The sequence below is a fragment of the Betaproteobacteria bacterium genome (genome assembly GCA_016720855.1).
In the GTDB taxonomy this organism is placed as follows: domain Bacteria; phylum Pseudomonadota; class Gammaproteobacteria; order Burkholderiales; family Usitatibacteraceae; genus FEB-7.
This window is the reverse complement of the sequence record JADKJU010000002.1, coordinates 96,106-121,553: the sequence shown is the minus strand read 5'-3', so window position 1 is coordinate 121,553 and position 25,448 is coordinate 96,106. Positions and strand designations below refer to the sequence as shown.

The following is a 25,448-nucleotide window of genomic DNA, read 5'->3' as shown; positions in this document are numbered from 1 at the left end:
CCGCCAGCCCTACTCCCGAGGCTGGAGGGGAGAAGTCACTTGACGATCTCGAGGTGGTCGAGGCCTGAGCCCAGGTCGCGGTTCTTCGCGTTCTTGCTCTCGAGCTTGATCTTCAGGCGCAGGTCGTTCACCGAGTCGGCGTTTCGCAACGCGTCCTCGTAGGTGATGAGATCCTGCTCGAAGAGGTCGAAGAGCGCCTGGTCGTAGGTCTGCATGCCCAGCTCGCGAGAGCGGCTCATGAGCGCCTTCATCTCGTGCACCTCGCCCTTGAAGATCAGGTCCGACATGAGCGGGGAGTTCAGCATGATCTCGATGGCGGCCACGCGCCCCTTCTCGCCCTTCTTCGGGATGAGACGCTGCGAGATGATGGCCTTCAGGTTCAGCGACAGGTCCATCAGCAGCTGCGCGCGCCGCTCCTCCGGGAAGAAGTTGATGATGCGGTCGAGCGCCTGGTTGGTGGAGTTCGCGTGCAGCGTCGTCATGCACAGGTGCCCCGTTTCCGCGAAGGCGATGCCGTATTCCATCGTCTCGCGCTCGCGCACCTCGCCGATGAGGATCACGTCGGGGGCCTGGCGCAGCGTGTTCTTCAGGGCCGCGAACCAGCTGTCGGTATCGACCCCGACCTCACGCTGCGTGATGATGCAGTTCCTGTGCTCGTGCACGTATTCGACCGGGTCCTCGATCGTGATGATGTGGCCGTAGCTGTTCTCGTTGCGGTGCCCGACCATCGCGGCGAGGGAGGTCGATTTCCCCGAGCCCGTGCCGCCCACGAAGATCACGAGGCCGCGCTTGGTCATCGCCACGTCCTTCAGGACGGCGGGCAGGCCCAGGTCGTCGAACTTCGGGATCGTCGTCGTGATCGTGCGCAGCACCAGCCCCGCGCGGCCCTGCTGCACGAAGGCGTTCACGCGGAAGCGCCCGATGCCCGACGGGCTGATGGCGAAGTTGCACTCGCTGGTCGCCTCGAACTCGGCCGCCTGCTTGTCCGTCATGATCGATCGGGCGAGCTCCTGCGTGTGGATCGGCGACAGGCTCTGCTGGGAAACCGGCGTCACCTTGCCATCCACCTTCATCGCGGGGGGGAAGCCCGCCGTGATGAAGAGGTCGGAGCCCTTGCGCGCGACGAGGGCGCGCAGCAGGTCGTGCATGAATTTCAGAGATTGTTCGCGTTCCATGGCGTCTCCCGGCCTGGTCTAGCCGATGAATGCGTCCTTGTTGGAAGCCTTCAGGCGCGCCTCGGGGATCGAAACCATGTTGCGCTTCACGAGGTCCTGCAGGTTCTGGTCCAGCGTCTGCATGCCGATCGCCTGGCCTGTCTGGATGGCGGAATACATCTGCGCGACCTTCGCCTCGCGGATGAGGTTGCGGATCGCGGGCGTGCCGATCATGATCTCGTGCGCCGCGACGCGGCCGGTGCCGTCTTTGGTCTTGCACAGCGTCTGCGAGATCACCGCGCGGAGCGATTCCGAGAGCATGGCGCGGATCATTTCCTTTTCCGCCGCCGGGAACACGTCGATGATGCGGTCCACGGTCTTCGCGGCCGAGGAGGTGTGCAGCGTGCCGAACACGAGGTGGCCCGTCTCGGCCGCGGTCATGGCCAGGCGGATGGTCTCCAGGTCGCGCATCTCGCCCACGAGGATGATGTCCGGATCCTCGCGAAGCGCGCTCCTGAGCGCGTTGGCGAAGGAGAGCGTGTGCGGCCCCACTTCGCGCTGGTTGATGAGGCACTTCTTCGCCTCGTGCACGAACTCGATCGGATCCTCCACCGTGAGGATGTGGCCGTACTCGTTCTCGTTCACGTCGTTGACCATCGCCGCCAGCGTCGTCGATTTGCCCGAGCCCGTGGGGCCGGTCACCAGCACCAGGCCGCGCGGGTACTTCGCGATCTCCGCGAAGATCTTCGGGCAGTGCAGCTCCTCGAGCGTGAGCACCTTGGAGGGAATCGTCCGGAAGACCGCGCCCGCGCCGCGCTGCTGGTTGAAGGCGTTCACACGGAAGCGCGCGAGGTTCGGGATCTCGAAGGAGAAGTCCACCTCCAGCGTTTCCTCGTACACCTTTCGCTGCGAGTCGTTCATGATGTCGTAGACCATCCCGTGCACGTCCTTGTGCTCGAGCGCCGGCACGTTGATGCGGCGCACGTCCCCGTGCACGCGGATCATCGGGGGCAATCCCGCGGACAGGTGCAGGTCGGAAGCCTTGTTCTTGACGGAAAAAGCGAGGAGTTCGGCGATATCCATCTATGTTCTCGGGGCTGTGGAAGGGGGCGGCGCAGGGAAGGGGCAGCTTTCAGCCAGAGTAGAATGCGCCTCGAAAGCGAGTCGATTATGTCTCCAATCGCGGAAAACCTGCAAGAACTGAAACGGCGCATTTCCGAAGCGTTACAAGGGGATAGCCGTGCCGTCACGCTGGTGGCGGTTTCGAAGACGCACCCGTCCGGCATGGTGAGGCAGGCGCACGCCGCCGGCCAGCGCGATTTCGGGGAGAACTACGTGCAGGAGGCGGTCGGGAAGATCCGCGAGCTGGCGGACCTGGGTGCGACCTGGCATTACATCGGCGCCCTTCAGGGCAACAAGGCAAGGGACGTCGCGGAGAACTTCGACTGGGTGCACGGAGTGGACCGCGAGAAGATGGCGGACCTCCTGTCGCGCCACCGCCCGCAGGGCAGGCCGCCGCTCCAGGTGTGCGTGGAGGTGAACATCAGCGAGGAGGCGACCAAGGCCGGCGTGAAGCCCGGCGAGGCGCTGACCCTCGCCAGGCATGTCGCCACGCTTCCGGGACTCGGGTTTCGCGGGCTCATGGGCATGGCGAGCCCGTCGGGCAGCGAGGCGACGGCAAGGCGGGAGTTCGCCATGCTGCGCCGCGAGCTCGAGGCGATCCGTGCCGCCGGCATTGCCTGCGACACGCTTTCCATGGGCATGACGCAGGACTGGCGGGCCGCGCTCGCGGAGGGCGCAACGATGCTGCGAATCGGAACGGCCATCTTCGGGGCGCGCGAACCGCGTCCCGCGGGGGACAGGCCATGAAGGTGACCTTTCTCGGAGGAGGCAACATGGGGGCGGCCATCATCGGCGGTCTCGTGGGGCGGGGGTTTCCCCCCTCCGACATCACGGTGATCGACCCGGGCGCCCTCGCGCGACAGGCGCTGGCCTCGCGCTTCGCCGTGACCGTACGGGAGTCGGCCGGCACGGACCTTCCCGTGGCGGACGCCCTGGTGCTCGCGGTGAAGCCGCAGCACATGCGCGAGGCCGTGAAGCCGCTCCTGCCGCTTGCGCCCGCCACGCTAGTCGTCACCATTGCCGCGGGCATCCGCATCGCGGACCTGTCGCGCTGGCTGGGCGGGCACGCCGCGATCGTGCGCGCCATGCCCAATACGCCCGCCCTGGTGCACGCCGGCGTCACGGGCCTGTACGCGCCCGACGCAGTCGATGCCCAAGGGCGCGGCTGCGCGGAAAGACTCATGGGCGCGGTCGGCGAAACGGTGTGGCTGCCGCGGGAAGGGGATCTCGATGCGGTGACCGCCGTCTCCGGCAGCGGGCCGGCCTACGTCTTCTATTTCGTCGAAGCGCTTGAACAGGCGGGCCGCGAACTTGGCCTCGCCCCCGAGGCGGCCCGCGCGCTCGCGCTCGGCACGTTCGCCGGCGCTGCGAAGCTCGCGAAGGAGCGCGGCGAGGATCCGGCGGTGCTTCGCGCGCAGGTCACCTCGAAGGGCGGCACGACCGAACGGGCCCTCGGTGAAATGGAGGGCGCGGCCTTGAAGGCGCGCTTTGTCGAGGCGGTGAAGGCCGCCTGCGCCCGCTCGAAGGAGCTGGGCGAGCAATTCGGGCGCGACTGACCATGCTCATCCAGGCCATCGCCTTCGTCGTCGAGTCGATCTTCGACCTCTTCATCCTGTCGGCGCTCGTGCGCTTCTGGATGCAGGCGCTGCGCGCGCCGGCCCGCAACCCTCTCGCGCAGTTCACCATGGCGCTCACGGACTTCGCGGTGAAGCCGCTGCGCCGCCTGCTGCCGGGGCTCTGGGGCCTCGACCTGGCTTCGCTCGCGGTCGCATGGGGGGCGGAGTTGGTGCTCCTGGCGATCCTGTCGCTCCTTCAGGGCGTGGAGCTCGTGAGCGGGGCGGTGTTCTCGGCGCTCATTTTCCTGGCGCTGGTGAAACTTCTGCGCCTCACCATCTACATCATCATGGGGGCGGTGCTTCTCCAGGCGCTGCTCTCCTGGGTCAACCCCTACCACCCCGTGGCGCCGTTCTTCGAAGCCCTCACCCGCCCCTTCCTCAAGCCCTTCCAGAAGGCGATTCCCCCCATTGGCGGCGTGGACATCACGCCGGTGCTCGTCCTCATCGGCTGCCAGCTCGTCCTCATGCTGCCGGTCTCCTGGCTCGAGGCCGAGTCCCTGCACATGATCGGCCGCTTCGCCTCCTAGCCCCCGTCCTGCATCGCGCCCGGGTGTGCGTTTTCGCACAATCCGGCGTCGTCTATTGCATCCGTAACCGGCGCATTCCTCCGCCGATTCCCGGGCGGGGGATGCGTAATGTGGGAACCAGCGCGAAACGAAATGTCGCGCCGCCCGAATCCGGCAGGGGTCTGCCCGGGGGGCCGCAAGCGCAGGTAGAGGAAACAACATGGACTTGTCACGATTCGCGATCAGCCTTCTCCTGGTGGCGCTCCCGTTGGCCGGGCTTCTGGCCCTGGCCGCCTGGCTGGTTGAGCGCCGGGTAGGCCGCGTCCGGGTGGTGGACCGCAGCGGCCGGACGCTGGCCGAGGTGGTATTCGGCCGCAGTCCGGGTGGGGAGTAGGACCCCGAAACCCCTCGCCGGAAAGCGTTTCGACCCCGGATTTCGCCCGTTCGTCGCATGAGGCTGGCGAGCAAGAAGCCGGGAACCTAGATTGCGATCCAACGCAGGACGAAAAGAAGCGCCGCCCCGATCCGGGGGCGGGACACCGACCCAAAACCGAACAGCCAGGAGACCGACCATGAACCTCTTCATCGAAAACTACGCGCAACTCTTCGCCATCGCCTCCCCGATCCTCATGCTCGCCGGCATGAACCTGTTCCTTGCCCTCGGCGGCGAACGTGGCACGCTGCTCCTTCCGAGCGCGGGGCCGTTCGAGATGACCCGCCGCGCCGCGAACACGGTGCCGCAAGCGACCGCCTCCGCCCGCCCGAAGACGCCCGCCAACGACCCGGATTTCCGCCGCGTCGCCTGAAGGCGCTGCCGAAGGACCGGACCCGATCAGGGCGGTCGCGCCTCCGGGGATGAATCCCCCTCCTCCTTGCCGGCCGGACCTCGCGTCCGGCCATTTTTTTGGGGGCGTGTTCGCGAACGCGCCCCCGGCCGGGGCGGGCGGGCGCCCCGGCGCCGCTTTTCGCGGGGTCTCGGTTACACTGGTGCCCCGAGATTCCGAGCGCGCCCGTGAACCCCGTCTCTCCTGTCGACACCCGATTCGAAGGCGAGATCGCCCGCTACAACCGCTGGCGGGAGGATCTAACGCGCTCGGTCACCGCGTACCACGACTGGCTGGAGGCCAACGGGCAGCTCGACGTCCAGCAGTCGATCCGGTTCTACGACCTGCTCGAGAACCTGAACAAGGGTCGCCTCATGCTCGCGTTCCTCGCGGAATACTCACGCGGGAAATCGGAACTCATCAACGCCCTCTTCTTCTCCAGCTTCAAGGAGCGGCTCCTGCCCTCGGACGTCGGCCGCACCACGATGTGCCCGACGGAGATCTTCCACGATCCGGGCGAGGAGCCCTACCTCAAGCTGCTCTCCGTCGAGACGCGCTACCGCGACGAATCGATCTCGCAGCTCAAGAACAATCCCGTGGAATGGAGCAAGATCCGGCTCAACACGGGCTCGGCGACCGAGATGAAGAAGGCGCTTTCCGCGCTGGCCGACACGAAGCGGGTCTATGCGCTCGAGGCGCGCATGCTCGGCCTGGCGCCCATGGTGAACGAGAACGGCGAGCTGCCCGGCGAGGAGGAACTGATCGAGGTGCCGGCGTGGCGCTACGCCATGATCAACTACCCGCACCCGCTGCTCTCCAACGGGCTGTCCATCCTCGACACGCCGGGCCTCAATGCGCTGGGCATGGAGCCGGAGCTCACCGTGTCGACGCTGCCCAGCGCGCACGCGATCCTCTTCCTCCTGTCCATCGACACGGGCGTCACCAAGAGCGACCTGGAGATCTGGGACCGCTACGTGAGGCCGGGCTTGCCGCAGAAGATCGCGGTGCTGAACAAGATCGACCTGATGTGGGACGAGCTGAAGACGCCCGTGGAGATCGACCGCGCGGTGCTGCGCATGGTGGAGACCACCGCGAAGGCGCTCTCCCTGGACGCCTCGCGCATCTTCCCGTTGTCCGCGCAGAAGGCCCTGGTGGGCAAGATCCGGGAAGACGCGGGCCTGGTGAGGAAGAGCGGCATCGAGAGCCTGGAAGACTACCTTGCGAAGCAGATCGTGCCGATGCGCCGGCAGATCCTGTGCAAGGCGGTGATGAACGAGATCGGCGCGATGATGGTTTCGTCGCGCGCCTCCATCGCGAACAGGCAGAAGGCCAACGTGGCGTCGATGGCCGAGTTGCAGGGCCTGGTGGGCAAGAGCCGCGAGGTGGTCACCAAGCTGTGGCAGAAGATTGCCGCCGAGAAGGGCGCCTACAACGCGGCGCTGGCCGAGTACAAGGTGAACCTTTCGACCTTCTCGGCCAAGCGCTCGGCGCTGATGGACATGCTCAACCCGGCGAAGCTGGACATGATGCTCGCGAAGAGCGCGCAGGCTCTCGACGATTCGTGGACCACGGTCGGGCTCCAGCGCGGCATGCGCGAGCTGGCCAAGCTCATGAGTGCGGACTTCGAGCGGGTCTTCGCCGCCAGCGAAGACATCAAGAAGCTGATGCAAGGGGTGTACAACACCTTCGTCGAGAAGTTCGGCTTCCAGAAGATGAACCTTCCCTCGCTGGACCTGGAGCTGCATGCGACCAAGCTGAAGCTCCTCGTCGCGGAAACGGACGAGTTCAGCCGCGACCCGGTCAACGTGGCCAACTACAAGAGCTTCTTCGTGAAGAAGTTCTACGCCTCCCTCGTCGCGCAGGCCCGCTCGCTGTTCAACGATTCGCGCGGCCAGAGCGAGCGCTGGCTGCAGGCGGTGACGCTGCCGCTGGAAACCCAGATCAAGGACCACAAGCAGCTGCTGCAGTCGCGGCTGGACAACCTGTCGAAGATCAACGAGAAATCCACCGGCATCAACGAGCAGCTTGCCGTCCTCAAGGGCGTGGAGGCGGATCTCGCCAGGCAGCGCGAGATGATCGAGGGGCTGCTCCAGCGCGTCTCGCGCACCGAGGCGGCCTCGGCCGCGGCCCCGGCCCAGGCGGGGACCGATCGGACCGAGCCGATGATGCCTGCCGAGCTCATGGAAACCACCCGGCTCTCGGTCTTCGAGGCGCCGCTCACGATCTCCCGGCGAGCCGCCCGCGCGCAGGAGGTATTCCGCGAGGTGGCGCACGTGAAGGAGGAGCCGCCGAAGCCCGTCGCACCCCGGCCCGCTGCGCCCGCGAAGCCGCAGGAAGCCCCGATGATCTCCAGCGACATGCTGGCTGCGCTCGCGCGCAGCGGTCCCGACGATACGGTCAACGAGCGCGCCGCCGACGGCGACAAGACCCAGCGGCTGCCCGCCTTCGACCCGCGTCTTTACAACCCGGACGGCTCGAAGAAGTCCGAGGCGCCCTCGCCGCAGCCCCAGGGCGCGGAGAAGACGCAGCAGCTCGACCTCTCCGGTGCCCAACCCCAGGGCGCGGAGAAGACGCAGCAACTCGACCTCACCCGCACCCAGCGGCTGGACCTTTCCATCGAGAAGCTCCAGGAAGCCAAACGCCGGCCACAGGACCTCCCGCAGAAATCATGAAAAAGGGGACAGACCCACTACTGTCCGGTTAAAAACCGAGAAGAGTCAGTTGGTTGGGGTTGAGGGGGTTGGTCAAGAGTCGCGCATCGTCGACAAGGGCTTGTTGCAGCGGCATTTTTCGATACGGTGACCGAGAGAACTGTCGCGTAGAGCGAGGCTTCGAGAGCACTCCTTTTTCAGTGGCCACCAGCACGTAGACGGATCGGCCGTCCAGATGTGTCTTGACGGCGTTCTCCGTGGTGCCATAAAGCGCTTGATCCGCAGATGCTGCTTGATCCACTTGAAGAACAGCCGACCTGCCAACGGCTCTTGAGAGCCGGCGATCGTCAATGCCGGCAGGGTCGTATTGTTGGTCAGGAACACCAGGGTCTTGCCCGATTCGGGCACTTGAAGGGTGCGACGCAACTGCTCGGGGTAGTCTTTCTCGCATAGAAGCCGTTGAGGGCGATGGTTTGGTCGCAGATCACGCCGGTGCTGCGGTTGGGGCGGGTACAGGCGCCTGGCATCCATGTTCGATCGGGCCGGTGACGAAGAACGCCCGGCCGGAAACACCCCACCCCCCGTGTGGCCAGACCGGCAAGGCTGTCGGAAGTGCGCCCCGCGATCAGCACTTGCGCGATCGGCCCGTCGCCAGTCGCCTGTTGGCATCGGCCGCGTGGACGCCGCGCAAACCCCCCCCGCCCCCCCCCCCGCCCCCCCGCCGCCCCCCGCCCCCCCGCCCCCCCCCCCCCCGCCCCCCCCCCCGGCCGCCCCCCCCCCCCCCCGTCCCCCGCACACGCCCGCCCGCAGCCGCGTGGCGTCCCGTCCGTAACGTCTCGTCAGATAAGACATTTTTGTCTCACCCCGTCACGTTAACCGGACAGTAGTGGGACAGACCCCGTTTCAGGAAAAGGGGTCTGTCCCCTTTTTCACACCAGGATGACGTCGTACTGTTCCTGGCTGTAGGCGGTTTCCACCTGCATGGAGATGGGCTTGGCGATGAAGTCGCCGAGCATGGTGAGCGCGTTCGCCTCCTCGTCGAGGAACATGTCGATCACCATCTGGGAGGCGAGGATGCGGTACTCCTTGGCGCCGAACTGCCGCTCGGTGCGCAGGATCTCGCGCAGGATCTCGTAGCAGATCGTCTGCGCGGTCTTCAGTTCGCCCCGGCCGGTGCAGGTCGGGCACGGCTCGCAAAGGACGTGGGCGAGAGATTCGCGCGTGCGCTTGCGCGTCATCTCCACGAGCCCCAGCTGGGAAAACCCGTTGACGGTGACGCGCGTGCGGTCGCGGGCCAGCGTCTTCCTGAACTCCGCCAGCACCGCGTCGCGGTGCTCCTGCGTATCCATGTCGATGAAGTCGACGATGATGATGCCGCCGAGGTTGCGCAGCCGCAGCTGCCGCGCGATGGCCTGCGAGGCCTCCAGGTTGGTCTTGAAGATGGTGTCGTCGAACGAGCGACCGGAGACGAAGCCGCCGGTGTTCACGTCCACGGTGGTGAGGGCCTCGGTCTGGTCGATGATGAGATAGCCGCCGCTCTTCAGGTCCACGCGCCGCGCCAGCGCCTTCTCGATTTCCTCCTCGACGGCGAAGAGGTCGAACAGCGGGCGTTCCCCCGAATAGTGCTCGAGGACGGGGAGCGCCTTCCTCGTGAACTTCTCGGCGAAATCCCTGAGCCGGTGGAAGGTCTCGCGCGAGTCCACGACCACGCGCTCGGTGGTGTCGGTGACGAGGTCGCGCAGCACGCGCGCGGCGAGGGCGAGGTCCAGGTAAAGGAGCGCCTGCGGGGCTGCGGTCGTGGCGGCCTGCTGGATCTGTGTCCAGAGAGTGACCAGGTAGTCGATGTCGGCCTTGAGCTCGGCGTCGGTCGCCGTCTCCGCGACGGTGCGCACGATGAACCCGCCCGATTCGCCCTCGGGAATGAGGGAATGCACTTTCTCGCGCAGGATTTCGCGCTCGGCAACGTCCTCGATGCGCTGGGAAATGCCGATGTGCGGGTCCTGCGGCAGGTAGACGAGGAGCCGTCCCGCAATCGAGACCTGGGTGGACAGGCGTGCGCCCTTGGAGCCGATGGGGTCCTTCACCACCTGCACCAGCAGGGTCTGCCCTTCCGAAAGGATCTTCTCGATCGGCTTGAGTTGCCCGTCGCTGTTGCGCGCCATCCAGATGTCGGCCACGTGCAGGAAGGCGGCGCGCGCCAGGCCGATCTCGACGAATGCGGACTGCATGCCGGGCAGCACCCGGCACACGCGCCCGAGGTAGATGTTGCCCACGATTCCGCGCGAGGAGTCGCGCTCGATGTGCAGCTCCTGCACCGCGCCCTGCTCGGTGACCGCGACCCGCGTTTCCTGCGGGGTGATGTTGATGAGGATCTGCTCGTTCATCGGGGCTCACGGGAGGAGTAAACCTCTGGAACACGGATGAACACGGATAAAGGCAGATGAACACGGATGAAGCCTGGCGCGGGGACGTTGGTGCCCGATGTCACCACCCCACCCGGCAGATCGATCAGGAGGACGGACTCATCTCCATCCCGAAGAATCCGTGTTCATCTGCCTTTATCCGTGTTCATCCGTGTTCCAGAGGTTTACGCCCCCATCTTACGGTACGGTCAATCCGAATTCTCGCAAAAGTTCGCCGGTCTCGAAAAGCGGCAGCCCCATGACTGCGCTGTAGCTGCCCTCCAGGTGCTGCACGAACGCCCCGGCGCGCCCCTGGATGCCGTAACCGCCCGCCTTGTCGTAGGGCTCGCCCGAGGCGATGTAGGCGTCGATCCGCGCCTCGTCCAGCGGGCAGAAGGTGACGTGGGACTCGCTCACGCGCATCTCGATCCGTCCCTCGAGGGTCACGGCGACGGCGGTGAGGACGCGATGCCGCGTGCCGGAGAGCAGGCGCAGCATGCGCGCCGCGTCGGCGGCATCCACGGGCTTGGCGAGCATTTCGTTCGCCAGCGCAACGGTGGTGTCGGCGGCGAGCACCGGCATGCGCCGCAGCCCCTTGCGCAACACCACGCGCTGCCATGCGGCTTCCACCTTCAGGCGCGTCACGCGCCGCACATAGTCGTCGGCGTGCTCGCCCGGAAAAGGGTCCTCCAGCGTATCGGAGTCCTGCCTCGAGCCCTCGCGGAAGAGGAGCATCTCGAACCGCACGCCGATCTGCGCGAGCAGTTCGCGGCGGCGGGGGCTTCGGGACGCGAGGTAGATGACGCTCATCGGCCTACTCGCGATGGTACGGATGGTTGGCGAGGATGGACCAGGCACGGTAGAGCTGCTCGGCGAGGATCACCCTGGCGAGCCCGTGCGGGAGCGTCATCGCGGAGAGCGAGACCAGCTTGTCCGCGCGCTCGATGACTCCTTCCGAGAGCCCGTCCGCCCCGCCGATCACGAAGACGGGATGGACCCCTTCGCGCATCCACCCGGTGAGCATCACCGAAAGGCCCGGCGTGGTGACGATCCGGCCCTTCTCGTCTAGCGCGAGGACCGTGGCGCCCTCCGGAATCGCGGCGAGAATGCGCTCGCCCTCCAGCGCCTTGGCCTTGTCCACTGTCTTGCCGGAAGTCCTGTCCTCCGGCTTGAGCTCGACCAGCTCGACCTTCATCTCCGGAGGCAGGCGCTTCACGTACTCGCGGTAGCCCGACTGGATCCAGGCGGGCATTTTGTGGCCGACCGAGATGATCGTGAGGCGCATTCAGGCGGATGGCTTGCGGCGCCGGGGGCGCTTGGCGCCCGGGGTGGCGGTTGCGCGCGCTCGCGGCGCCTTGCCGGAAGCCGGCGCGGCCTTGCGCGATCGCGCTGCGGAGGTTTTCCGGGTTTTCGGTCTCTCGTGGGGTAGCGTCGGCACGTCTTCCTCCGACGCCTTCGGCAGGCGCTGGACTGCCTGGGAGCCGGGATTGGCCGGCCGGTCGAACTTGCCCTCGCCCCAGAGTTCCTCGAGGTTGTAGTAGGTGCGAATCGCCGGCTGCATGACGTGCGTCACGATGTCGCCGGAGTCCACCAGCACCCACTCGGCGCCTTCCTCCCCCTCGGTGCCGATGATGGCGCAGCCGGCCTCCTTCAGCTTGTCGCGCACATGGCGGGCGAGGGCCTTGGTCTGGCGGGCGGAGTCGGCGCTCGCGACCACGATCCAGTCGAACATGGAGGTTATTTTCCTCACGTCGATCGCAAGGATGTCGCGGGCCTTGATGTCTTCGAGGGCGGCGACGACGAGTTTCTTCTTGGCAAGGGTGGTCAGTTGGCGGGTCATGTTTTCGTCTATTCCAGCGTCGCCGGGAACCCTCGGGTTCCGTAGAGCTGGTGCTGGTGGATGTAATCGACCACGGGGTCGGGTGTGAGGTAGCGGATGGATGCTGCGGCCTGCACGAGGCCGCGGATGGCGGTGGAAGAGATGGCGAGCGGCGTCATGGCAAAGGTCATGATCCGCCCGGCGGGCGTGCCGAGGACGTCCTTCAGGCCCATCGTCACGCGCGGCCACAGGGACCGGGGAATCGCGCCGGGGCCGCGGGAATGCCACTCGGGGTCGCCGGCCCGCACGGCGACGGCGAAGTGCGCGAGGTCGAAGAGCGACTCCCATCGGTGCCAGGTCTCGACGCGCGCGAAGGCGTCCGTGCCGCACAGGAACACGAGCGGCCGATCGGGGCCGCACTCGCGGCGGAATTCCCCGAGCGTATCCACGCTGTAGGTGGGGCCCTCGCGGCGCACCTCGCGGTCGTCCACGGCGAAGGTGGCCTCGCCCGCGATGGCTGCCTGCAGCATCGCCACGCGGTCGGCGCCGCTTGCGAACGTGTCGCGGGAGCGCTGCCACGGGTGCCCGGCCGGCAGGAACACGACGCGCTCGAGGCGGAAGGCGTCCCGCACTTCGGCGGCGAGCCGCAGGTGCCCGAAGTGAACCGGGTCGAAGGTGCCGCCGAAGAGGCCGAGGGGGGAAGCCAACCGGTCAGCCGCGGACATGTCCGTCGCCGAGCACGATCCATTTCTGCGACGTGAGCCCCTCGAGCCCGACGGGGCCGCGCGCGTGGAGCTTGTTGGTGGAGATGCCGATCTCGGCCCCGAGGCCGTACTCGAAGCCGTCGGCGAAGCGGGTCGAGGCGTTCACGATGACGGAGGCGGAATCGACCTCGCGCAGGAACCGCTGCGCGCGCCCCCAGTCCTGGGTGACGATGGCATCGGTGTGCTGCGAGCCGAACTTCGCGATGTGCGCGATGGCCTCCTCGAGGCCGGGCAGGGTCGCGATGGCGACGATGGGCGCGAGGTACTCGGCGTACCAGTCTTCCTCGGCGGCGTCCTTCACGCCCGTCACGCCCGCGCCCTCGAGTATCGCCCTGGACTCGGGACAGGCGCGCATCTCCACGCCCTTCTGCGCGAACATTCTTCCGATGGCCGGCAGCACCACGGCCGCCACCGGCTGCGCGACGAGGAGCGTCTCCATCGTGTTGCAGGTGCCGTAGCGCTGGGTCTTGGCGTTCTCGACGATGGCAAGAGCCTTCAGGGGATCGGCGCTCGCGTCGATGTACACGTGGCAAACGCCGTCGAGATGCTTGATGACGGGCACCCGTGCCTCCTTCGAGATGCGCTCGATGAGGCTCTTGCCGCCGCGCGGCACGATCACGTCCACGTACTTTTCCGCCGTGATGAGTTCGCCGACGGCTGCGCGGTCCGTGGTACCCACGAGCTGGATCGCCGTCTCCGGCAGGCCTGCGGCCTTCAGGCCCAGGTGCAGGCAGGCGGCAATGGCCTGGTTGGAGTGCAGGGCTTCGCTTCCGCCGCGCAGGATGGCCGCGTTGCCGCTCTTCAGGCACAGAGCGCCCGCGTCTGCCGTCACGTCGGGGCGCGACTCGTAGATGATGCCCACCACGCCCAGCGGCACGCGCATGCGGCCCACCTGGATGCCGGAGGGGCGGTAGCGCAAGTCGGTGATCTCTCCCACCGGGTCGGGCAGCTTCGCGACCTGGTGCAGCCCCTCGGCCATCTCCTCGATCGCCTTGGCCGTCAGCTTGAGGCGGTCGATGAAGGCGTCGTCGGCGCCGTTCGTCCGATTGCCGGTGCCGTCGCTCCCGCGCCGCGCCGCTTTCACGTCGCGGGCATTGGCCGCGAGGATCGTCTTTTCGCGATCGACGAGGCAATCGGCCGCGACTTCGAGGGCGTGGTTCTTGGCGGCGGTGCCGGCGCGCGCGAGAAACCGGCTCGCCTCGCGGGCCGATTGGCCCAGAGCGGAGACGAGGGCCTGCGCGTCGTTGCTGGTGTCCAGGTCGTTCATGGGTTCTTTCACGCCACGGCCCGCAGCGCAGGCTTGCCGGCAAGCGCGAGGGACAGCTCGAGGATCTCCTCCCACGCGTCGCCCGTTTCTACGCCCTTGATCATGCGGTCAATCCGGTGCGCTCGCAAGAGTTGCCGGTCGAAGGATGCGGCGTCGTGCTTGCGCGCGGTGCGCTGGATGCGTTGCACGCGATCGGGATCGAGAAAGCGGCGCGGGCGCTCGCCCCCCGACAGCTGCATCATGAGGCGAAGCTCCTCGGTGAGGGCCCACAGGAGGAGCGGCAGGGGCTCGCCTTCGGCCTCCAGCGAATCGACGGCGCGCACGATCCGGCCCTCGTCGGCCTCGTGGATCGCCTCCATGAGGCCGTCGCGCTCGAAGCGCGATACGTCGGTCACCGCTTCGCGGATGGCCTCGAGGGAGATCTCACCGGCGGGTAGCAGGAGAGCGAGCTTTTGCACCTCCTGCCTGGCCGCGAGCAGGTTGCCCTCCACCCGGTCGGCCATCCATTCGAGCGTCTCCAGGCGGGCGCTCTGCTGCTGCGTGGCCAGGCGCTCGGCCAGCCACTGGGGCAGCTCCTCGCGCGAGATGGCCCTGGCTTCCACCACCGTGCCCGCGCCCTCGAGGGCACCGAACCACGCGGTCTTGAACTGCTGCCAATCGAGCTGCGGAAGCATCACGAGCACCACGGTGTCCTCGGGCAGGCGCGCGCAAAGCGCCTCGATCGCGCGGCCGCCCTCGATGCCGGGCTTGCCCGTCGGGATGCGGATCTCGAGGAGCTTCTTCGAGGCGAAGAGCGACAGGTTGGCGGCGGATGCGGTGAGCTTCGACCAGTCCGCGCCCTGCTCCGACGTGAAGACTTCTCGCTCGGTGCAGCCTGCCTTCCGGGCAGCCGTGCGGATGGCGTCGCCCGCCTCGAGCGCGAGCAGCGCCTCCGCGCCGTGCACGGCGTAGAGGGGCGCCAGGCCCTTCTTCAGGTGCTGCGCGAGCTGGCGGGTGGCGATCTTCATCGCGGCGGCGCGTTGGCGCGTGCGACGGCGATGCGGCGAAGGATCCGGGAGGCGGCCTCGACGCGCATGTCGACGTAGAGGAACTGCTCCTCCGCCTCCTTCGCGAGCGGCGCGGATTCCGAGTAGGTGACGATGCGCCACAGCTCGATCTCGGTGGGTTCGATGAGCGGCTTCTCGGCGGCATCCGTCACCTGGTACCCCACCTTCAGGCGCAGCCGATAGTCGAACACGCGCCCCGCGCCGGTCAGGGTCTGGATGATCTTCTCCGTGCTCTCGGAGAGAATGCGCAGGTGCGCCTCTGCGTCCTTTGGGGTCGTGACCAGCTTCGTGGGGCCGCCCGAAAGCTGGTGGCGGATCTCGACGGCCACCTGCGAGGACGCGGCAGTAGACAGGTAGAGCGACTTGAGTCCCGTGGCCGTGTCGCCGCGAAGCTGGAAGCCGCAAGCGGACAGCATCAGGCAGAGCAGGGCGGCGGCCGGCCTAGACAACGATGTTCACCAGGCGGCCGGGCACCACGACGACCTTCTTCGCGGGCTTGCCCTCCATGAACTTCACCGCCGCCTCGCTCGCGAGGGCGATCCTCTCGATCTCCTCCTTCGATGCCGTGGCGGGCACGGAAACGTGTCCGCGCAGCTTGCCATTCACCTGCACCACCAGCTCGATCGTGTCCTGCACAAGCGCCGCCTTGTCGGCCGCGGGCCAGGGCTGGTCCAGGAGGCGCGTGCCGGGACGCAGCTCGGCCCAGAGCGCGGTGGCGATGTGCGGGACGACGGGCGACAGGAGCAGCACCGCGTTCTCGAGCACTTCCTGCGCCACCGCGCGTGCGGCCGCGGAGGACTCCCTGATATCGGTGAGCGCGTTCAGCAGCTCCATCACCGCGGCAATGGCCGTATTGAACTGCAGGCGCCGGCCGTAGTCATCGCCCACCTTGTCGATGGTCTTGTGCAGCTTGAAGCGCAGGTCCCTGAGTTCCTTCGGCAGCTCGCCCTGCATCCCGGAGTCGACCGGCGCGCCGGCGGCGAGATGGTCGTGCACGAGCTTCCACACGCGCTTCAGGAACCGGAACGAGCCCTCGACCGAGGTGTCCGACCAGAGGATGGTGTCGGTGGGCGGGCTCGCGAACATCACGTAGAGCCGCGCCGTGTCGGCACCGTAGCGGTCGATGAGGTCCTGCGGGTCGACGCCGTTTCGCTTCGACTTCGACATGGTGCCGATGCCGCCGTACTCCACGGGCTTGCCGTCGGCCTTGAGCGTGGCGCCCGTGATCCTTCCGTCCTCGTCCGCCTTGACCTCGATCTCCTCGGGCGCGAAGTAGGCAATGCCGCCCTTGTCCGTGCGGCGCGAGAAGATGTGGTTGAGCACCATGCCCTGCGTGAGGAGGTTCCTGAACGGCTCGTCGACCTTCACCAGCCCCATGTCGCGCATCACCTTGGTCCAGAAGCGCGCGTACAGGAGGTGAAGGATCGCGTGCTCGATGCCGCCGATGTACTGGTCCATCGGCATCCAGTAGTCGGCGCGCCCGTCCACCATCGTCGTCGCGCCGGGGCAGGTGTAGCGCATGAAATACCACGACGAGTCGACGAAGGTGTCCAGGGTGTCCGTCTCGCGCCTTGCGTCGGCGCCGCAGGCCGGGCACTTGCACTGGTAGAACGCCGGCGACTTGGCGAGGGGGCTTCCGGAGCCGTCAGGGACGAGGTCTTCGGGAAGGATCACGGGAAGCTGGTCGTCGGGGACGGCCACGTCGCCGCACTTCGGGCAGTGCACGATGGGGATGGGCGTGCCCCAGTAGCGCTGGCGCGAGACGCCCCAGTCGCGAAGCCGGAACTGCACGCGCTTCTCGCCCAGCCCCGCCGCCTCGAGGTCCGCGGCCACCGCGTCGATGGCAGCCGGCTGCGCGAGGCCATCGTACTTGCCGGAATTCACGTTGACGCCCGGCGCCTCGTACCACGGCTGCCACGCGTCGGTGGAATAGGGCTGCGCGTCCACGTCGATCACCTGCGCGATGGGCAACCCGTACTGCTTCGCGAAGGCGAAGTCGCGCTCGTCGTGGCCGGGCACCGCCATCACCGCGCCCTCGCCGTACCCCATGAGCACGTAGTTGCCGACCCAGACTTCGACCTTGTCGCCCGAGAAAGGGTGCAGGACGAAGAGGCCCGTGGGCATGCCCTTCTTCTCCATCGTGGCAAGCTCGGCCTCCATCACGCCGCCTTTCTTGCACTCCTCGATGAAGGCGGAGAGCTTCGCGTTGCCCCTGGCGGCCTCGGCGGCGAGCGGATGCTCGGCAGCGACGGCGGCGAAGGTGATGCCCATGACCGTGTCGGCGCGCGTGGTGAAGACCTTGAGGCCGCGTTTGCCATCCGCCATGCGCCGCGCCGTCTCGGCGTCATAGGGCAGCGTGAACTCGACGCCGCGGGAGCGGCCGATCCAGTTGCGCTGCATCTGCTTCACCTGCTCGGGCCAGCCCAGGCCGTCGAGCGCATCCACCAGCTCGTCGGCGTACTGCGAGATGCGCAGGTACCACATGGGAATCTCGCGCTTTTCCACCGTGGCGCCGGTGCGCCAGCCCTTGCCGTCGATCACCTGCTCGTTGGCGAGCACGGTCTGGTCGACCGGGTCCCAGTTGACGGTGCCCGTCTTCTTGTAGGCGATGCCCTTCTCGCGCATGCGCAGGAAGAGCCACTGGTTCCAGCGGTAGTAGTCCGGGGAGCAGGTGGCCAGCTCGCGCGTCCAGTCGATGGCAAAGCCCAGGGACTGGAGCTGCTTCTTCATGTACGCGATGTTGTCCCACGTCCACTTCGCGGGCGGCACGCCGTTGGCCATCGCGGCGTTCTCGGCAGGCAGTCCGAACGCATCCCAGCCCATCGGCTGCAGGACGTTGAAACCCTTCATGCGCAGGAAATGGCAAAGCGCGTCGTTGATCGAGTAGTTGCGCACGTGCCCCATGTGCAGCTTCCCCGACGGATAGGGGAGCATGCCCACGTTGTAGTACTTGGGCCTGGCGGAGGCGTCGGGTGCGACAAAGGCCCTGGTGTCGGCCCACTCCTTCTGCACGGCCGGTTCGAGGGTCTTCGGGTGGTATTGGGAGTCCATTGCAGTTTTCGATCGTGAAGCGCATTGTGCGTTGCGGAATTATAGCAGCGGGGTGCTTCCAAGCCCTTGATTTGGCGCGCGGTATCCGACCCTGGAACTAGTGCGGCGCAGGGCGTGTCTATTGGTCGGGTGCCCGCTTTCCTTGTGCGGGTGACCTGGCTAGTGGGACAAAGCACTCTGGGCGCCGGATCGGCGCCCTTTTTTTTCGGGAGAACCGGATGAGGCTCGGCATCGCATTCCCCGGGGCGTTGTGTGCCCTGTTCCTCGCGTCGGCCGCCGCCGCACCCGTCGTCACCGTCGAGGCGGTGCAATTCCCCGCGTGGCTCGAACGCGGCGGCAACACCGTGCCCCTGGTGCCCGGCGTCGAGCTCCAGGGCAGGGACAAGGTGCGAACGGGGGGCAACGCGCGGGCGAAGCTCAAGTTCGCGGACGGCAGCACCGTGAAGCTGGGCGAGAACGCAAAGTTCGAGATCGAGCGGGCGGAGGACCCCGGCTTCCTGCGCGCTTCCCTTCGCGTCGTGGCAGGCGCGTTTCGCTTTGCCGGCGAAGGGCTGCGCATCTCCCCGCGGCGGTCGGTCTCGATCCAGGTGCGCAACGTGACCATCGGCATCCGCGGCACCGACCTTTGGGGCAAGAGCACCGAGGAGCGCGATCTCGTATGCCTCATCGAGGGCACGATATCGGTGGGATCCGCGGGCAACCCCACGGTGAAGCTGGACCAGCCGCTCGACTTCTACCAGGTGCCGCGCGGCGGAGCGCCGGCCGTGGCGAAGGTGGATCAGAAGCAACTCGAGCAATGGGCGCTCGAGACCGAAACGCGCAAGGACGGGCCCGTCGGCCAGGTTGGCGGGCAGTGGCGCGTGATCGCCGCGACGCTTCCGGCGCGCGATGCCGCGCTGGCGCTGAGCCGCAGCTTGCGGGCGCAGGGCTATCCCGCGCAGGTGACGGGAGGGCAGGCGGGGCCGTTCTCGGTTCGTGTCGTGGGACTCGCGGGCGAGGAGGAAGCGCGGGCGCTCATGCAGAACCTGCGGTCGGTGGAGGGCGTCACCAACTCGTCGGTCGAGCGGTAACCGGCGGGCTTCGGGTTCGGCGGGATCGCCGGTTTCCGTGCCCAGGCCGCTTGCGGGCGGTGAATCCGTTTTCCCCTCTACGGGGACTCTATGCCGGCAACAACGGCGAGAGCACCCCCGGGCGCCCCGATGTCCATGCGGCGCCGGCCTTCGTCTTGTAGTATCAGACCAGGAAGCCGCGATACCGGGGGTCCGAAAATGAGAGGCACGCACCGCATCCGCAACGCGGCAAGTACCTGCATCCGCGCAATCACGATGGCCTTCGCCGTGTGGCCCCTCTGCGCCTCGGCACAGTCGTGGAGCGGTCTGGGCGGCGACAGCAACTGGAGCACAGGGGCGAACTGGACCGGTGGTGTCGCGCCCCCCGCGACGGGTACCACGACGTCGCTCGTCTTCGGCCCATCGGGGAACTACTCGCCCGTGGTGGACGCCGCCTGGGAGGTCAATGCCCTCCTGCTCGGGGGGGCGACTGCCTACGCCCTCACGGGCTCGGCCCTGACGGTCAACGGCGCCGGGGCGGTCTTCGATATGTCGGGTGCCGCGCACTCCATCGCCAACGCGCTCACCCTTTCCAGTCCCCTCACGATCAGCCATTCAGTCGACGTGACGCTCTCCGGCGCGATCACCGGCCCCGGGGCGATCACGAAGAATGGCGCTGCCCGGCTCACGTCCCTCGCTGCCTCGGACCTCAGCGGTGGATTCGTGGTCAATTCCGGCACGCTTCGGTTGGGCGATGGCGTGACGTGGCCCCTCTCGGTCGGCCCGATATCCAACGGCGCGGCGCTGGAAATCCAGGGCTTCGTCAACCTGTCCGGGGTGAGCGGCACGGGGTCGATGACGGTGGTGTCCGGTGGGGCGATAGGGATGTTCGGCGACTTCACGCACACGGGGGCGACGACGCTGGGACCCGGCGCATACGCGGGCGGGAACTTCACGCAGAGCGGGCCGCTCACGCTGGGGGCGGGCTCGGCGCTCGATACCGGCCTGGGTTCCTTCGCCTCGCTCACGGGCACGGGCACGCTCAACATCAACGGCCCGGTGACCGTGGGCACGGACAATGCGGACTCGACCTTCACCGGGATCCTGGCCGGGTTCGGTGCGCTCACGAAGGTGGGCACGGGGCGGCTCACGCTGGGCGTGCCAAGTTTCCATACGGGGACGGCGACGGTCAGCGCGGGCACGCTCCGGGTGGGCGATGGCGTGACGTGGCCCCTCTCGGTCGGCCCGATATCCAACGGCGCGGCGCTGGAAATCCAGGGCTTCGTCAACCTGTCCGGGGTGAGCGGCACGGGGTCGATGACGGTGGTGTCCGGTGGGGCGATAGGGATGTTCGGCGACTTCACGCACACGGGGGCGACGACGCTGGGACCCGGCGCATACGCGGGCGGGAACTTCACGCAGAGCGGGCCGCTCACGCTGGGGGCGGGCTCGGCGCTCGATACCGGCCTGGGTTCCTTCGCCTCGCTCACGGGCACGGGCACGCTCAACATCAACGGCCCGGTGACCGTGGGCACGGACAATGCGGACTCGACCTTCACCGGGATCCTGGCCGGGTTCGGTGCGCTCACGAAGGTGGGCACGGGGCGGCTCACGCTGGGCGTGCCAAGTTTCCATACGGGGACGGCGACGGTCAGCGCGGGCACGCTCCGGGTTGGCGATGGCGTGACGTGGCCCCTCTCGGTCGGCCCGATATCCAACGGCGCGGCGCTGGAAATCCAGGGCTTCGTCAACCTGTCCGGGGTGAGCGGCACGGGGTCGATGACGGTGGTGTCCGGTGGGGCGATAGGGATGTTCGGCGACTTCACGCACACGGGGGCGACGACGCTGGAACCCGGCGCATACGCGGGCGGGAACTTCACGCAGAGCGGGCCGCTCACGCTGGGGGCGGGCTCGGCGCTCGATACCGGCCTGGGTTCCTTCGCCTCGCTCACGGGCACGGGCACGCTCAACATCAACGGCCCGGTGACCGTGGGCACGGACAATGCGGACTCGACCTTCACCGGGATCCTGGCCGGGTTCGGTGCGCTCACGAAGGTGGGCACGGGGCGGCTCACGCTTGCGGGCGCCAGCACCAACCTGGGCACCATGTCGGTGAGCGGTGGATCCGTTCTCGTCACCGGCTCGATGACCGGGCCCGTCACGGTGAATGCGGGCGGCACGCTGGGCGGAACGGGAACCGTGAGCGGATCGGTGACGGTGAACGCCGGCGGCACGATCGCGCCGGGCCTGAGCCCGGGGGTCATCAATACCGGCAGCGTAACGCTCGGTGGCGCGACGGCGATCGAGATCCTGGGCACGACGCTGGGCACGCAGTACGACAACATCAACGTGACCGGCACGGTGACAATCGCCGGCGGCACGCTCTCGCTTTCGGGCGCGTATGTGCCCGTGTTGGGCGATGTCTTCACGATCATCTCGAACGACGGCGCGGACGCGGTGACGGGGACGTTCGCGGGGCTTGCGGAGGGAGCGACGATCGGCTTCAACGGGGCGACGCTGCGCATCTCCTACGTCGGCGGCACGGGCAACGACGTGGTGCTCACGGTATTGTCGGGGGCCGTAGCGGCGGCGCCGGTGCCGACGCTCTCCGAATGGCTGATGGTCCTGCTCGCCACGCTGCTCGCGGCCAGCGGCATGCTCGCGGCCAGGAGGCGCAACTAGCATGGTCCAGCCAGCGGCGGGACGAGGCGGTTATCCGGCCCGGCGATACCGCCGGGTTCCGCGCCATGACCGGTTGCGGGAGGCGAATCCGTTCTCCCCTACGTGAAAACAATTCGTCGTAGCATCGATGGGCGCGGGAAGACCATCGCCATTGGCCTCCTGCTTGCGGCAGCCCCCGGTCTTGCAACCGCAGTCGACTGGAGCGGACTCGGGGGCGACTTCAACTGGAGCACGCCGGGAAACTGGGTGGGAGGCGTCGCGCCCGCGAGCGCCAACACAACGTTCATCACGCTCGGCGCCGCGGGCGTGACCAACCTCTTCGTCGATGCGCCCTGGACCATCAACCGGCTCGATTTCGTCGGCCCGCCGGGCTACGGCCTGACGGGCAGCCCGCTTACCTTCGCTGGCGCCGCACCGCAGATCAACGTGTCCGGCACGCACGCTCCCCAGGTACCCCTGGTGCTCTCGTCCACCGTCACGTTCAATACCGCGGACGACATCACCTTCACCGGCGGGATGAGCGGGCCGGGCGGGCTCACGAAGTCCGGCCCCGGGCGGCTTACGATCGTCTCCCCGCCTTCCGACGCGATCTACGACGGCACCACCACGATCGTCTCGGGGACGGTGCTGTTCTACGTCGGCTCGATCGCCGGGCCGGTGGTCAACAACGCGGCCGCCGAATTCATCGCCAGCCCCGCAACGCTGGTCCTCGCACAGGCCATGAGCGGATCGGGCGGGTTGACGGTACTGGGGGGAGCGGTGACGAGCGGCGGGCCCCCCTTCACGTACACCGGCCTCACGCACGCGCTTTCGGGTATCGCCAGCGGCCAGTTTCTCGGCGGCGGCCCGCTGGTGAATGACTGGGGGGTCACGATCACCGGCGACAGCGTGTTTTCCTCGCTCTCGGGATCCGGCCAGCTCCTCACGAACCCCGGCTCGGTGACGGTGGGCGCGGACAACACGAGCACGATCTTCACCGGTCCGTTCGTCGGGACCGCAGGCATCACGAAAGTGGGCACCGGGCGCCTCACCCTGGCGAATGCCGGGCCCTTCCACGACGGCACCACGACGGTCAGCGCGGGCGTCCTGCGTATCGGCGACGGGGTGGCCGCACCCGGCGCGATTTCCGGCCCGATTGTGAACAACTCGGATCTCGAGTTCGAAGTCGATCCGGCCCCGGGCATGCGGGTGAATCTGTTCCAGGACCTGGTCGGAACCGGCAACCTCACCGTGATTTCTGGTGAAGTGACGAGCAACGGACCCGGGCTCGCCCATACCGGCTTCACCACCATCCGGGCCGGCGCGTCGCTCATCGGAAACTTTCCCAATGGCGGGCCGCTCACGATCGAAGCGGGCGGAAAGATGTTCACGTCCGGATCCAGCGTGATCGCCTCGCTCTCCGGCGCCGGCCAGCTGACCTTCAACTTTCTCACCGTCGGCGGCGATAATGCGAGCACGCTGTTCTCCGGGCCGCTCAGCGGCAGCAACAACCTGATCAAGGTCGGGACGGGGCGCCTCACACTGTCGGGCCCGACCATGCACGCCGGCCCCACGACCATCACGGCGGGCACGCTTCGCTTCGGGGACGGCGTTTCGGCACCGGCCGTCATCGACAGTGCGATATTCAACAACGGGGCCCTGGAATTCCAGGTGACGACGGGCACGACGCTCACCGCCGGTGTGAGCGGCGGCGTCGGCAGTCTCACGGTCCTGGGCGGCTCCGTGGCCAGTGCCGGCCACCTCAACCACTCGGGAGGCACCGTCGTCAACGCCGGCGGCGCCCTCGCGGGACTCTTCAGCGGATTCGGCCCCCTCACGATCGCAGCGGGCGGGCAGGTGGATGCGGGCGACAACAGCGGATTCCTTTCGCTTTCGGGCGCTGGTCTGCTCAACACGACAGGCACAGGAGTCAATCTCAGCGACAACGCGAGCACCACTTTCGCCGGCGTGATCGCGGGCACGGGCGCCGTGGGCAAGTTCGGCCCGGGGACTCTCACGCTCTCGGGCGCGAGCACGAACACGGGCGGCGCGTTCATCGGAGTCGGGACGCTCATCGTCACGGGCTCCCTCGCCGGCCCGGTGACAGTCGGGGCGGGGGCGCAGCTCGGCGGGACAGGGACGATCGGCGGGCCGGTGGCGGTGAATGCGGGCGGCACGATCGCGCCGGGGCTGAGCCCGGGTATCCTCAGCACGGGCGACTTGAATCTCGCCGGCATCGCGGCCATCGAGATCCAGGGTGCCGCCCTGGGCACGCAGTACGACAACCTCAACGTGACCGGCACGGTGACGATCGCCGGCGGCACGCTCTCGCTTTCGGGCGCGTACGCGCCCGCGTTGGGCGACGTCTTCACGATCATCTCGAACGACGGCGCGGACGCGGTGACGGGCACTTTCGCGGGGCTTGCGGAGGGGGCAACGATCGTCTTCAACGGCGTTACGCTGCGCATCTCCTACATCGGGGGCACGGGCAACGACGTGACACTCTCCGCGCCCTCGCCCGTCACGACCACCTGGAACGGCGCTGGCGCCAACGACAATTGGAGCACGGGCCTTGACTGGGTCGGCGGCGCGGCGCCCGCCAACGGCAACACCACCTTCGTCACGTTCAATGCGGCATCCGCGCGCTTCGGCCCGGTCGTGGATGCGCCGTGGACGATCAACCGCATGGACATCGCGAGCGCCACGGCATACGCCATGACCGGCCAGGCGATAAGCTTCGCAGGCGCCGGGGCGCAGCTCAATGCGTCCGGAGCGGTGCACAGCCTGGCGAACCCGATCACGCTCACGGCGGCGCTGACGGTGTCGAATTCATCGGCGCTCACGCTGTCCGGACCGATCGGCGGTGCGGCGGGACTCACGAAGACCGGCGTGGGCGGCCTCACGCTCTCGGGCGCGAGCTCCTACGTGGGCGGCACCATGGTGAACAGCGGCACGTTGCTCGTGAATGGCACGATTCCCGGTCCGGTCGTGGTGAACGCCGGGGCGGCGCTGGGTGGAACGGGCACCGTCAGCGGCCTCGTCACCATCAACGCCGGTGGCACGCTCGCCCCGGGGCTGAGCCCGGGCATCACCAACACCGGCAACCTGGTGCTGGGTGGCGCGTTCCTCGTGGAGATCGAGGGCACGACGCTGGGCACGCAATACGACAACACGAACGTCACCGGCACGGTGACGATCGCCGGGGGCACGCTCACGCTGGCCGGCGCCTACGCGCCGCTCACGGGCAACACCTTCACGATCATTACCAACGACGGGGCGGATCCGATGGTGGGCACCTTCGCGGGATTGCCCGAGGGAGCCACGCTCGCGTTCAACGGGGCGACGCTGCGCATCTCCTACGTCGGCGGCACGGGCAACGACGCGGTGCTCACGGTGTTGTCGGGGGCCGTGGCGGCGGCGCCCGCGGGAGTGCCGGCGCTTTCGGAGTGGGCGATGATCCTGCTGGCGGCGCTCCTTGCGGGGTCGGGCGCGGTGGCCGCGTCGCGACGCCGATAG

General features: G+C 67.8%; 21 protein-coding genes. 9 read left to right on the top strand and 12 right to left on the bottom strand.

The window, feature by feature from the left end; genetic code table 11:
* Positions 1 to 35: 35 nt before the first annotated feature.
* Together IPP91_07785 and IPP91_07780 are read right to left on the bottom strand one after the other, a co-directional pair.
* Positions 36 to 1,175, bottom strand: coding sequence for a PilT/PilU family type 4a pilus ATPase (locus IPP91_07785; GenBank protein ID MBL0141966.1), 1,140 nt, complete (start codon positions 1,173 to 1,175; stop codon positions 36 to 38).
* An 18-nt stretch (positions 1,176 to 1,193) separates the two neighbouring features.
* Positions 1,194 to 2,237 carry a type IV pilus twitching motility protein PilT gene (locus IPP91_07780; protein MBL0141965.1) on the bottom strand — a complete coding sequence of 348 codons (1,044 nt, stop codon included), beginning with the start codon at positions 2,235 to 2,237 and terminating at the stop codon, positions 1,194 to 1,196.
* A gap of 87 nt (positions 2,238 to 2,324) precedes the next feature.
* On the opposite strand from IPP91_07780, the gene IPP91_07775 reads away from it, so the two are divergent.
* The 6 genes from IPP91_07775 (at position 2,325) to IPP91_07750 (ending at position 7,894) form a co-directional block, all read left to right on the top strand.
* On the top strand, positions 2,325 to 3,023 hold the full coding sequence (locus tag IPP91_07775) for a YggS family pyridoxal phosphate-dependent enzyme (protein ID MBL0141964.1): 699 nt from the start codon (positions 2,325 to 2,327) through the stop codon (positions 3,021 to 3,023).
* Positions 3,020 to 3,832, top strand: coding sequence for a pyrroline-5-carboxylate reductase (locus IPP91_07770; GenBank protein MBL0141963.1), 813 nt, complete (start codon positions 3,020 to 3,022; stop codon positions 3,830 to 3,832). Before IPP91_07775 ends, IPP91_07770 begins: the two co-directional genes overlap by 4 nt.
* Positions 3,833 to 3,834: 2 nt before the next feature.
* Positions 3,835 to 4,419 (top strand): YggT family protein, encoded by a 585-nt coding sequence (locus IPP91_07765; GenBank protein MBL0141962.1) that lies wholly within the window; start codon positions 3,835 to 3,837, stop codon positions 4,417 to 4,419.
* A gap of 199 nt (positions 4,420 to 4,618) precedes the next feature.
* Positions 4,619 to 4,792: a hypothetical protein gene (locus IPP91_07760; protein ID MBL0141961.1), complete on the top strand. Its 174-nt coding sequence runs from the start codon at positions 4,619 to 4,621 to the stop codon at positions 4,790 to 4,792.
* Positions 4,793 to 4,970: 178 nt separating this feature from the next.
* Positions 4,971 to 5,204, top strand: coding sequence for a hypothetical protein (locus IPP91_07755; GenBank protein ID MBL0141960.1), 234 nt, complete (start codon positions 4,971 to 4,973; stop codon positions 5,202 to 5,204).
* 206 nt (positions 5,205 to 5,410) lie between these two features.
* Positions 5,411 to 7,894 (top strand): dynamin family protein, encoded by a 2,484-nt coding sequence (locus tag IPP91_07750; protein ID MBL0141959.1) that lies wholly within the window; start codon positions 5,411 to 5,413, stop codon positions 7,892 to 7,894.
* A 72-nt stretch (positions 7,895 to 7,966) separates the two neighbouring features.
* On the opposite strand, the gene IPP91_07745 is transcribed toward IPP91_07750, so the two are convergent.
* The 10 genes from IPP91_07745 to IPP91_07700 all read right to left on the bottom strand — a co-directional run bounded on the left by IPP91_07745 (position 7,967) and on the right by IPP91_07700 (position 18,222).
* A complete protein-coding gene (locus tag IPP91_07745) occupies positions 7,967 to 8,257 on the bottom strand; it encodes a hypothetical protein (GenBank protein MBL0141958.1) in 291 nt (96 codons plus the stop codon).
* A gap of 545 nt (positions 8,258 to 8,802) precedes the next feature.
* Positions 8,803 to 10,257, bottom strand: a complete 1,455-nt coding sequence (gene rng / locus IPP91_07740) for a ribonuclease G (GenBank protein ID MBL0141957.1) — start codon at positions 10,255 to 10,257, stop codon at positions 8,803 to 8,805.
* A gap of 216 nt (positions 10,258 to 10,473) precedes the next feature.
* A complete protein-coding gene (gene maf / locus IPP91_07735; protein MBL0141956.1) occupies positions 10,474 to 11,085 on the bottom strand; it encodes a septum formation inhibitor Maf in 612 nt (203 codons plus the stop codon).
* Between the two features lie 4 nt (positions 11,086 to 11,089).
* A complete protein-coding gene (gene rlmH, locus IPP91_07730) occupies positions 11,090 to 11,560 on the bottom strand; it encodes a 23S rRNA (pseudouridine(1915)-N(3))-methyltransferase RlmH (GenBank protein ID MBL0141955.1) in 471 nt (156 codons plus the stop codon).
* Positions 11,561 to 12,115: a ribosome silencing factor gene (gene rsfS, locus IPP91_07725; protein ID MBL0141954.1), complete on the bottom strand. Its 555-nt coding sequence runs from the start codon at positions 12,113 to 12,115 to the stop codon at positions 11,561 to 11,563. It lies immediately after the preceding gene.
* Positions 12,116 to 12,123: 8 nt separating this feature from the next.
* The gene (nadD, locus tag IPP91_07720) at positions 12,124 to 12,819 is read right to left on the bottom strand and encodes a nicotinate-nucleotide adenylyltransferase (GenBank protein ID MBL0141953.1); all 696 of its coding nucleotides are present in this window, start codon (positions 12,817 to 12,819) and stop codon (positions 12,124 to 12,126) included.
* Complete coding sequence (locus IPP91_07715) at positions 12,806 to 14,125, bottom strand: glutamate-5-semialdehyde dehydrogenase (protein ID MBL0141952.1); 1,320 nt, start codon at positions 14,123 to 14,125, stop codon at positions 12,806 to 12,808. The genes nadD and IPP91_07715 overlap by 14 nt, the downstream gene beginning before the upstream one ends.
* 8 nt (positions 14,126 to 14,133) lie before the next feature.
* Positions 14,134 to 15,132, bottom strand: coding sequence for a DNA polymerase III subunit delta (locus IPP91_07710; protein ID MBL0141951.1), 999 nt, complete (start codon positions 15,130 to 15,132; stop codon positions 14,134 to 14,136).
* Positions 15,129 to 15,587, bottom strand: coding sequence for a lipoprotein B transmembrane (locus IPP91_07705; protein MBL0141950.1), 459 nt, complete (start codon positions 15,585 to 15,587; stop codon positions 15,129 to 15,131). Before IPP91_07705 ends, IPP91_07710 begins: the two co-directional genes overlap by 4 nt.
* A gap of 25 nt (positions 15,588 to 15,612) precedes the next feature.
* Complete coding sequence (locus IPP91_07700; protein MBL0141949.1) at positions 15,613 to 18,222, bottom strand: leucine--tRNA ligase; 2,610 nt, start codon at positions 18,220 to 18,222, stop codon at positions 15,613 to 15,615.
* 218 nt (positions 18,223 to 18,440) lie between these two features.
* Between IPP91_07700 and IPP91_07695 the strand changes: the two genes are divergently transcribed.
* From IPP91_07695 to IPP91_07685, 3 genes are all read left to right on the top strand, one after another.
* Positions 18,441 to 19,292 (top strand): FecR domain-containing protein, encoded by an 852-nt coding sequence (locus IPP91_07695; GenBank protein ID MBL0141948.1) that lies wholly within the window; start codon positions 18,441 to 18,443, stop codon positions 19,290 to 19,292.
* A 198-nt stretch (positions 19,293 to 19,490) separates the two neighbouring features.
* On the top strand, positions 19,491 to 21,953 hold the full coding sequence (locus IPP91_07690) for an IPTL-CTERM sorting domain-containing protein (GenBank protein ID MBL0141947.1): 2,463 nt from the start codon (positions 19,491 to 19,493) through the stop codon (positions 21,951 to 21,953).
* 102 nt (positions 21,954 to 22,055) lie between these two features.
* Complete coding sequence (locus IPP91_07685; protein ID MBL0141946.1) at positions 22,056 to 25,448, top strand: IPTL-CTERM sorting domain-containing protein; 3,393 nt, start codon at positions 22,056 to 22,058, stop codon at positions 25,446 to 25,448.

What these genes read in the sequence shown, in the direction of transcription:
- IPP91_07785 (MBL0141966.1), bottom strand. Translation starts at nt 1,175, where the DNA reads ATGGAACGCGAACAATCTCTGAAATTCATGCACGACCTGCTGCGCGCC.
- IPP91_07780 (MBL0141965.1), bottom strand. Translation starts at nt 2,237, where the DNA reads ATGGATATCGCCGAACTCCTCGCTTTTTCCGTCAAGAACAAGGCTTCC.
- IPP91_07775 (MBL0141964.1), top strand. Translation starts at nt 2,325, where the DNA reads ATGTCTCCAATCGCGGAAAACCTGCAAGAACTGAAACGGCGCATTTCC.
- IPP91_07770 (MBL0141963.1), top strand. Translation starts at nt 3,020, where the DNA reads ATGAAGGTGACCTTTCTCGGAGGAGGCAACATGGGGGCGGCCATCATC.
- IPP91_07765 (MBL0141962.1), top strand. Translation starts at nt 3,835, where the DNA reads ATGCTCATCCAGGCCATCGCCTTCGTCGTCGAGTCGATCTTCGACCTC.
- IPP91_07760 (MBL0141961.1), top strand. Translation starts at nt 4,619, where the DNA reads ATGGACTTGTCACGATTCGCGATCAGCCTTCTCCTGGTGGCGCTCCCG.
- IPP91_07755 (MBL0141960.1), top strand. Translation starts at nt 4,971, where the DNA reads ATGAACCTCTTCATCGAAAACTACGCGCAACTCTTCGCCATCGCCTCC.
- rng (MBL0141957.1), bottom strand. Translation starts at nt 10,257, where the DNA reads ATGAACGAGCAGATCCTCATCAACATCACCCCGCAGGAAACGCGGGTC.
- maf (MBL0141956.1), bottom strand. Translation starts at nt 11,085, where the DNA reads ATGAGCGTCATCTACCTCGCGTCCCGAAGCCCCCGCCGCCGCGAACTG.
- rlmH (MBL0141955.1), bottom strand. Translation starts at nt 11,560, where the DNA reads ATGCGCCTCACGATCATCTCGGTCGGCCACAAAATGCCCGCCTGGATC.
- rsfS (MBL0141954.1), bottom strand. Translation starts at nt 12,115, where the DNA reads ATGACCCGCCAACTGACCACCCTTGCCAAGAAGAAACTCGTCGTCGCC.
- nadD (MBL0141953.1), bottom strand. Translation starts at nt 12,819, where the DNA reads ATGTCCGCGGCTGACCGGTTGGCTTCCCCCCTCGGCCTCTTCGGCGGC.
- IPP91_07715 (MBL0141952.1), bottom strand. Translation starts at nt 14,125, where the DNA reads ATGAACGACCTGGACACCAGCAACGACGCGCAGGCCCTCGTCTCCGCT.
- IPP91_07710 (MBL0141951.1), bottom strand. Translation starts at nt 15,132, where the DNA reads ATGAAGATCGCCACCCGCCAGCTCGCGCAGCACCTGAAGAAGGGCCTG.
- IPP91_07705 (MBL0141950.1), bottom strand. Translation starts at nt 15,587, where the DNA reads ATGCTGTCCGCTTGCGGCTTCCAGCTTCGCGGCGACACGGCCACGGGA.
- IPP91_07700 (MBL0141949.1), bottom strand. Translation starts at nt 18,222, where the DNA reads ATGGACTCCCAATACCACCCGAAGACCCTCGAACCGGCCGTGCAGAAG.
- IPP91_07695 (MBL0141948.1), top strand. Translation starts at nt 18,441, where the DNA reads ATGAGGCTCGGCATCGCATTCCCCGGGGCGTTGTGTGCCCTGTTCCTC.
- IPP91_07690 (MBL0141947.1), top strand. Translation starts at nt 19,491, where the DNA reads ATGAGAGGCACGCACCGCATCCGCAACGCGGCAAGTACCTGCATCCGC.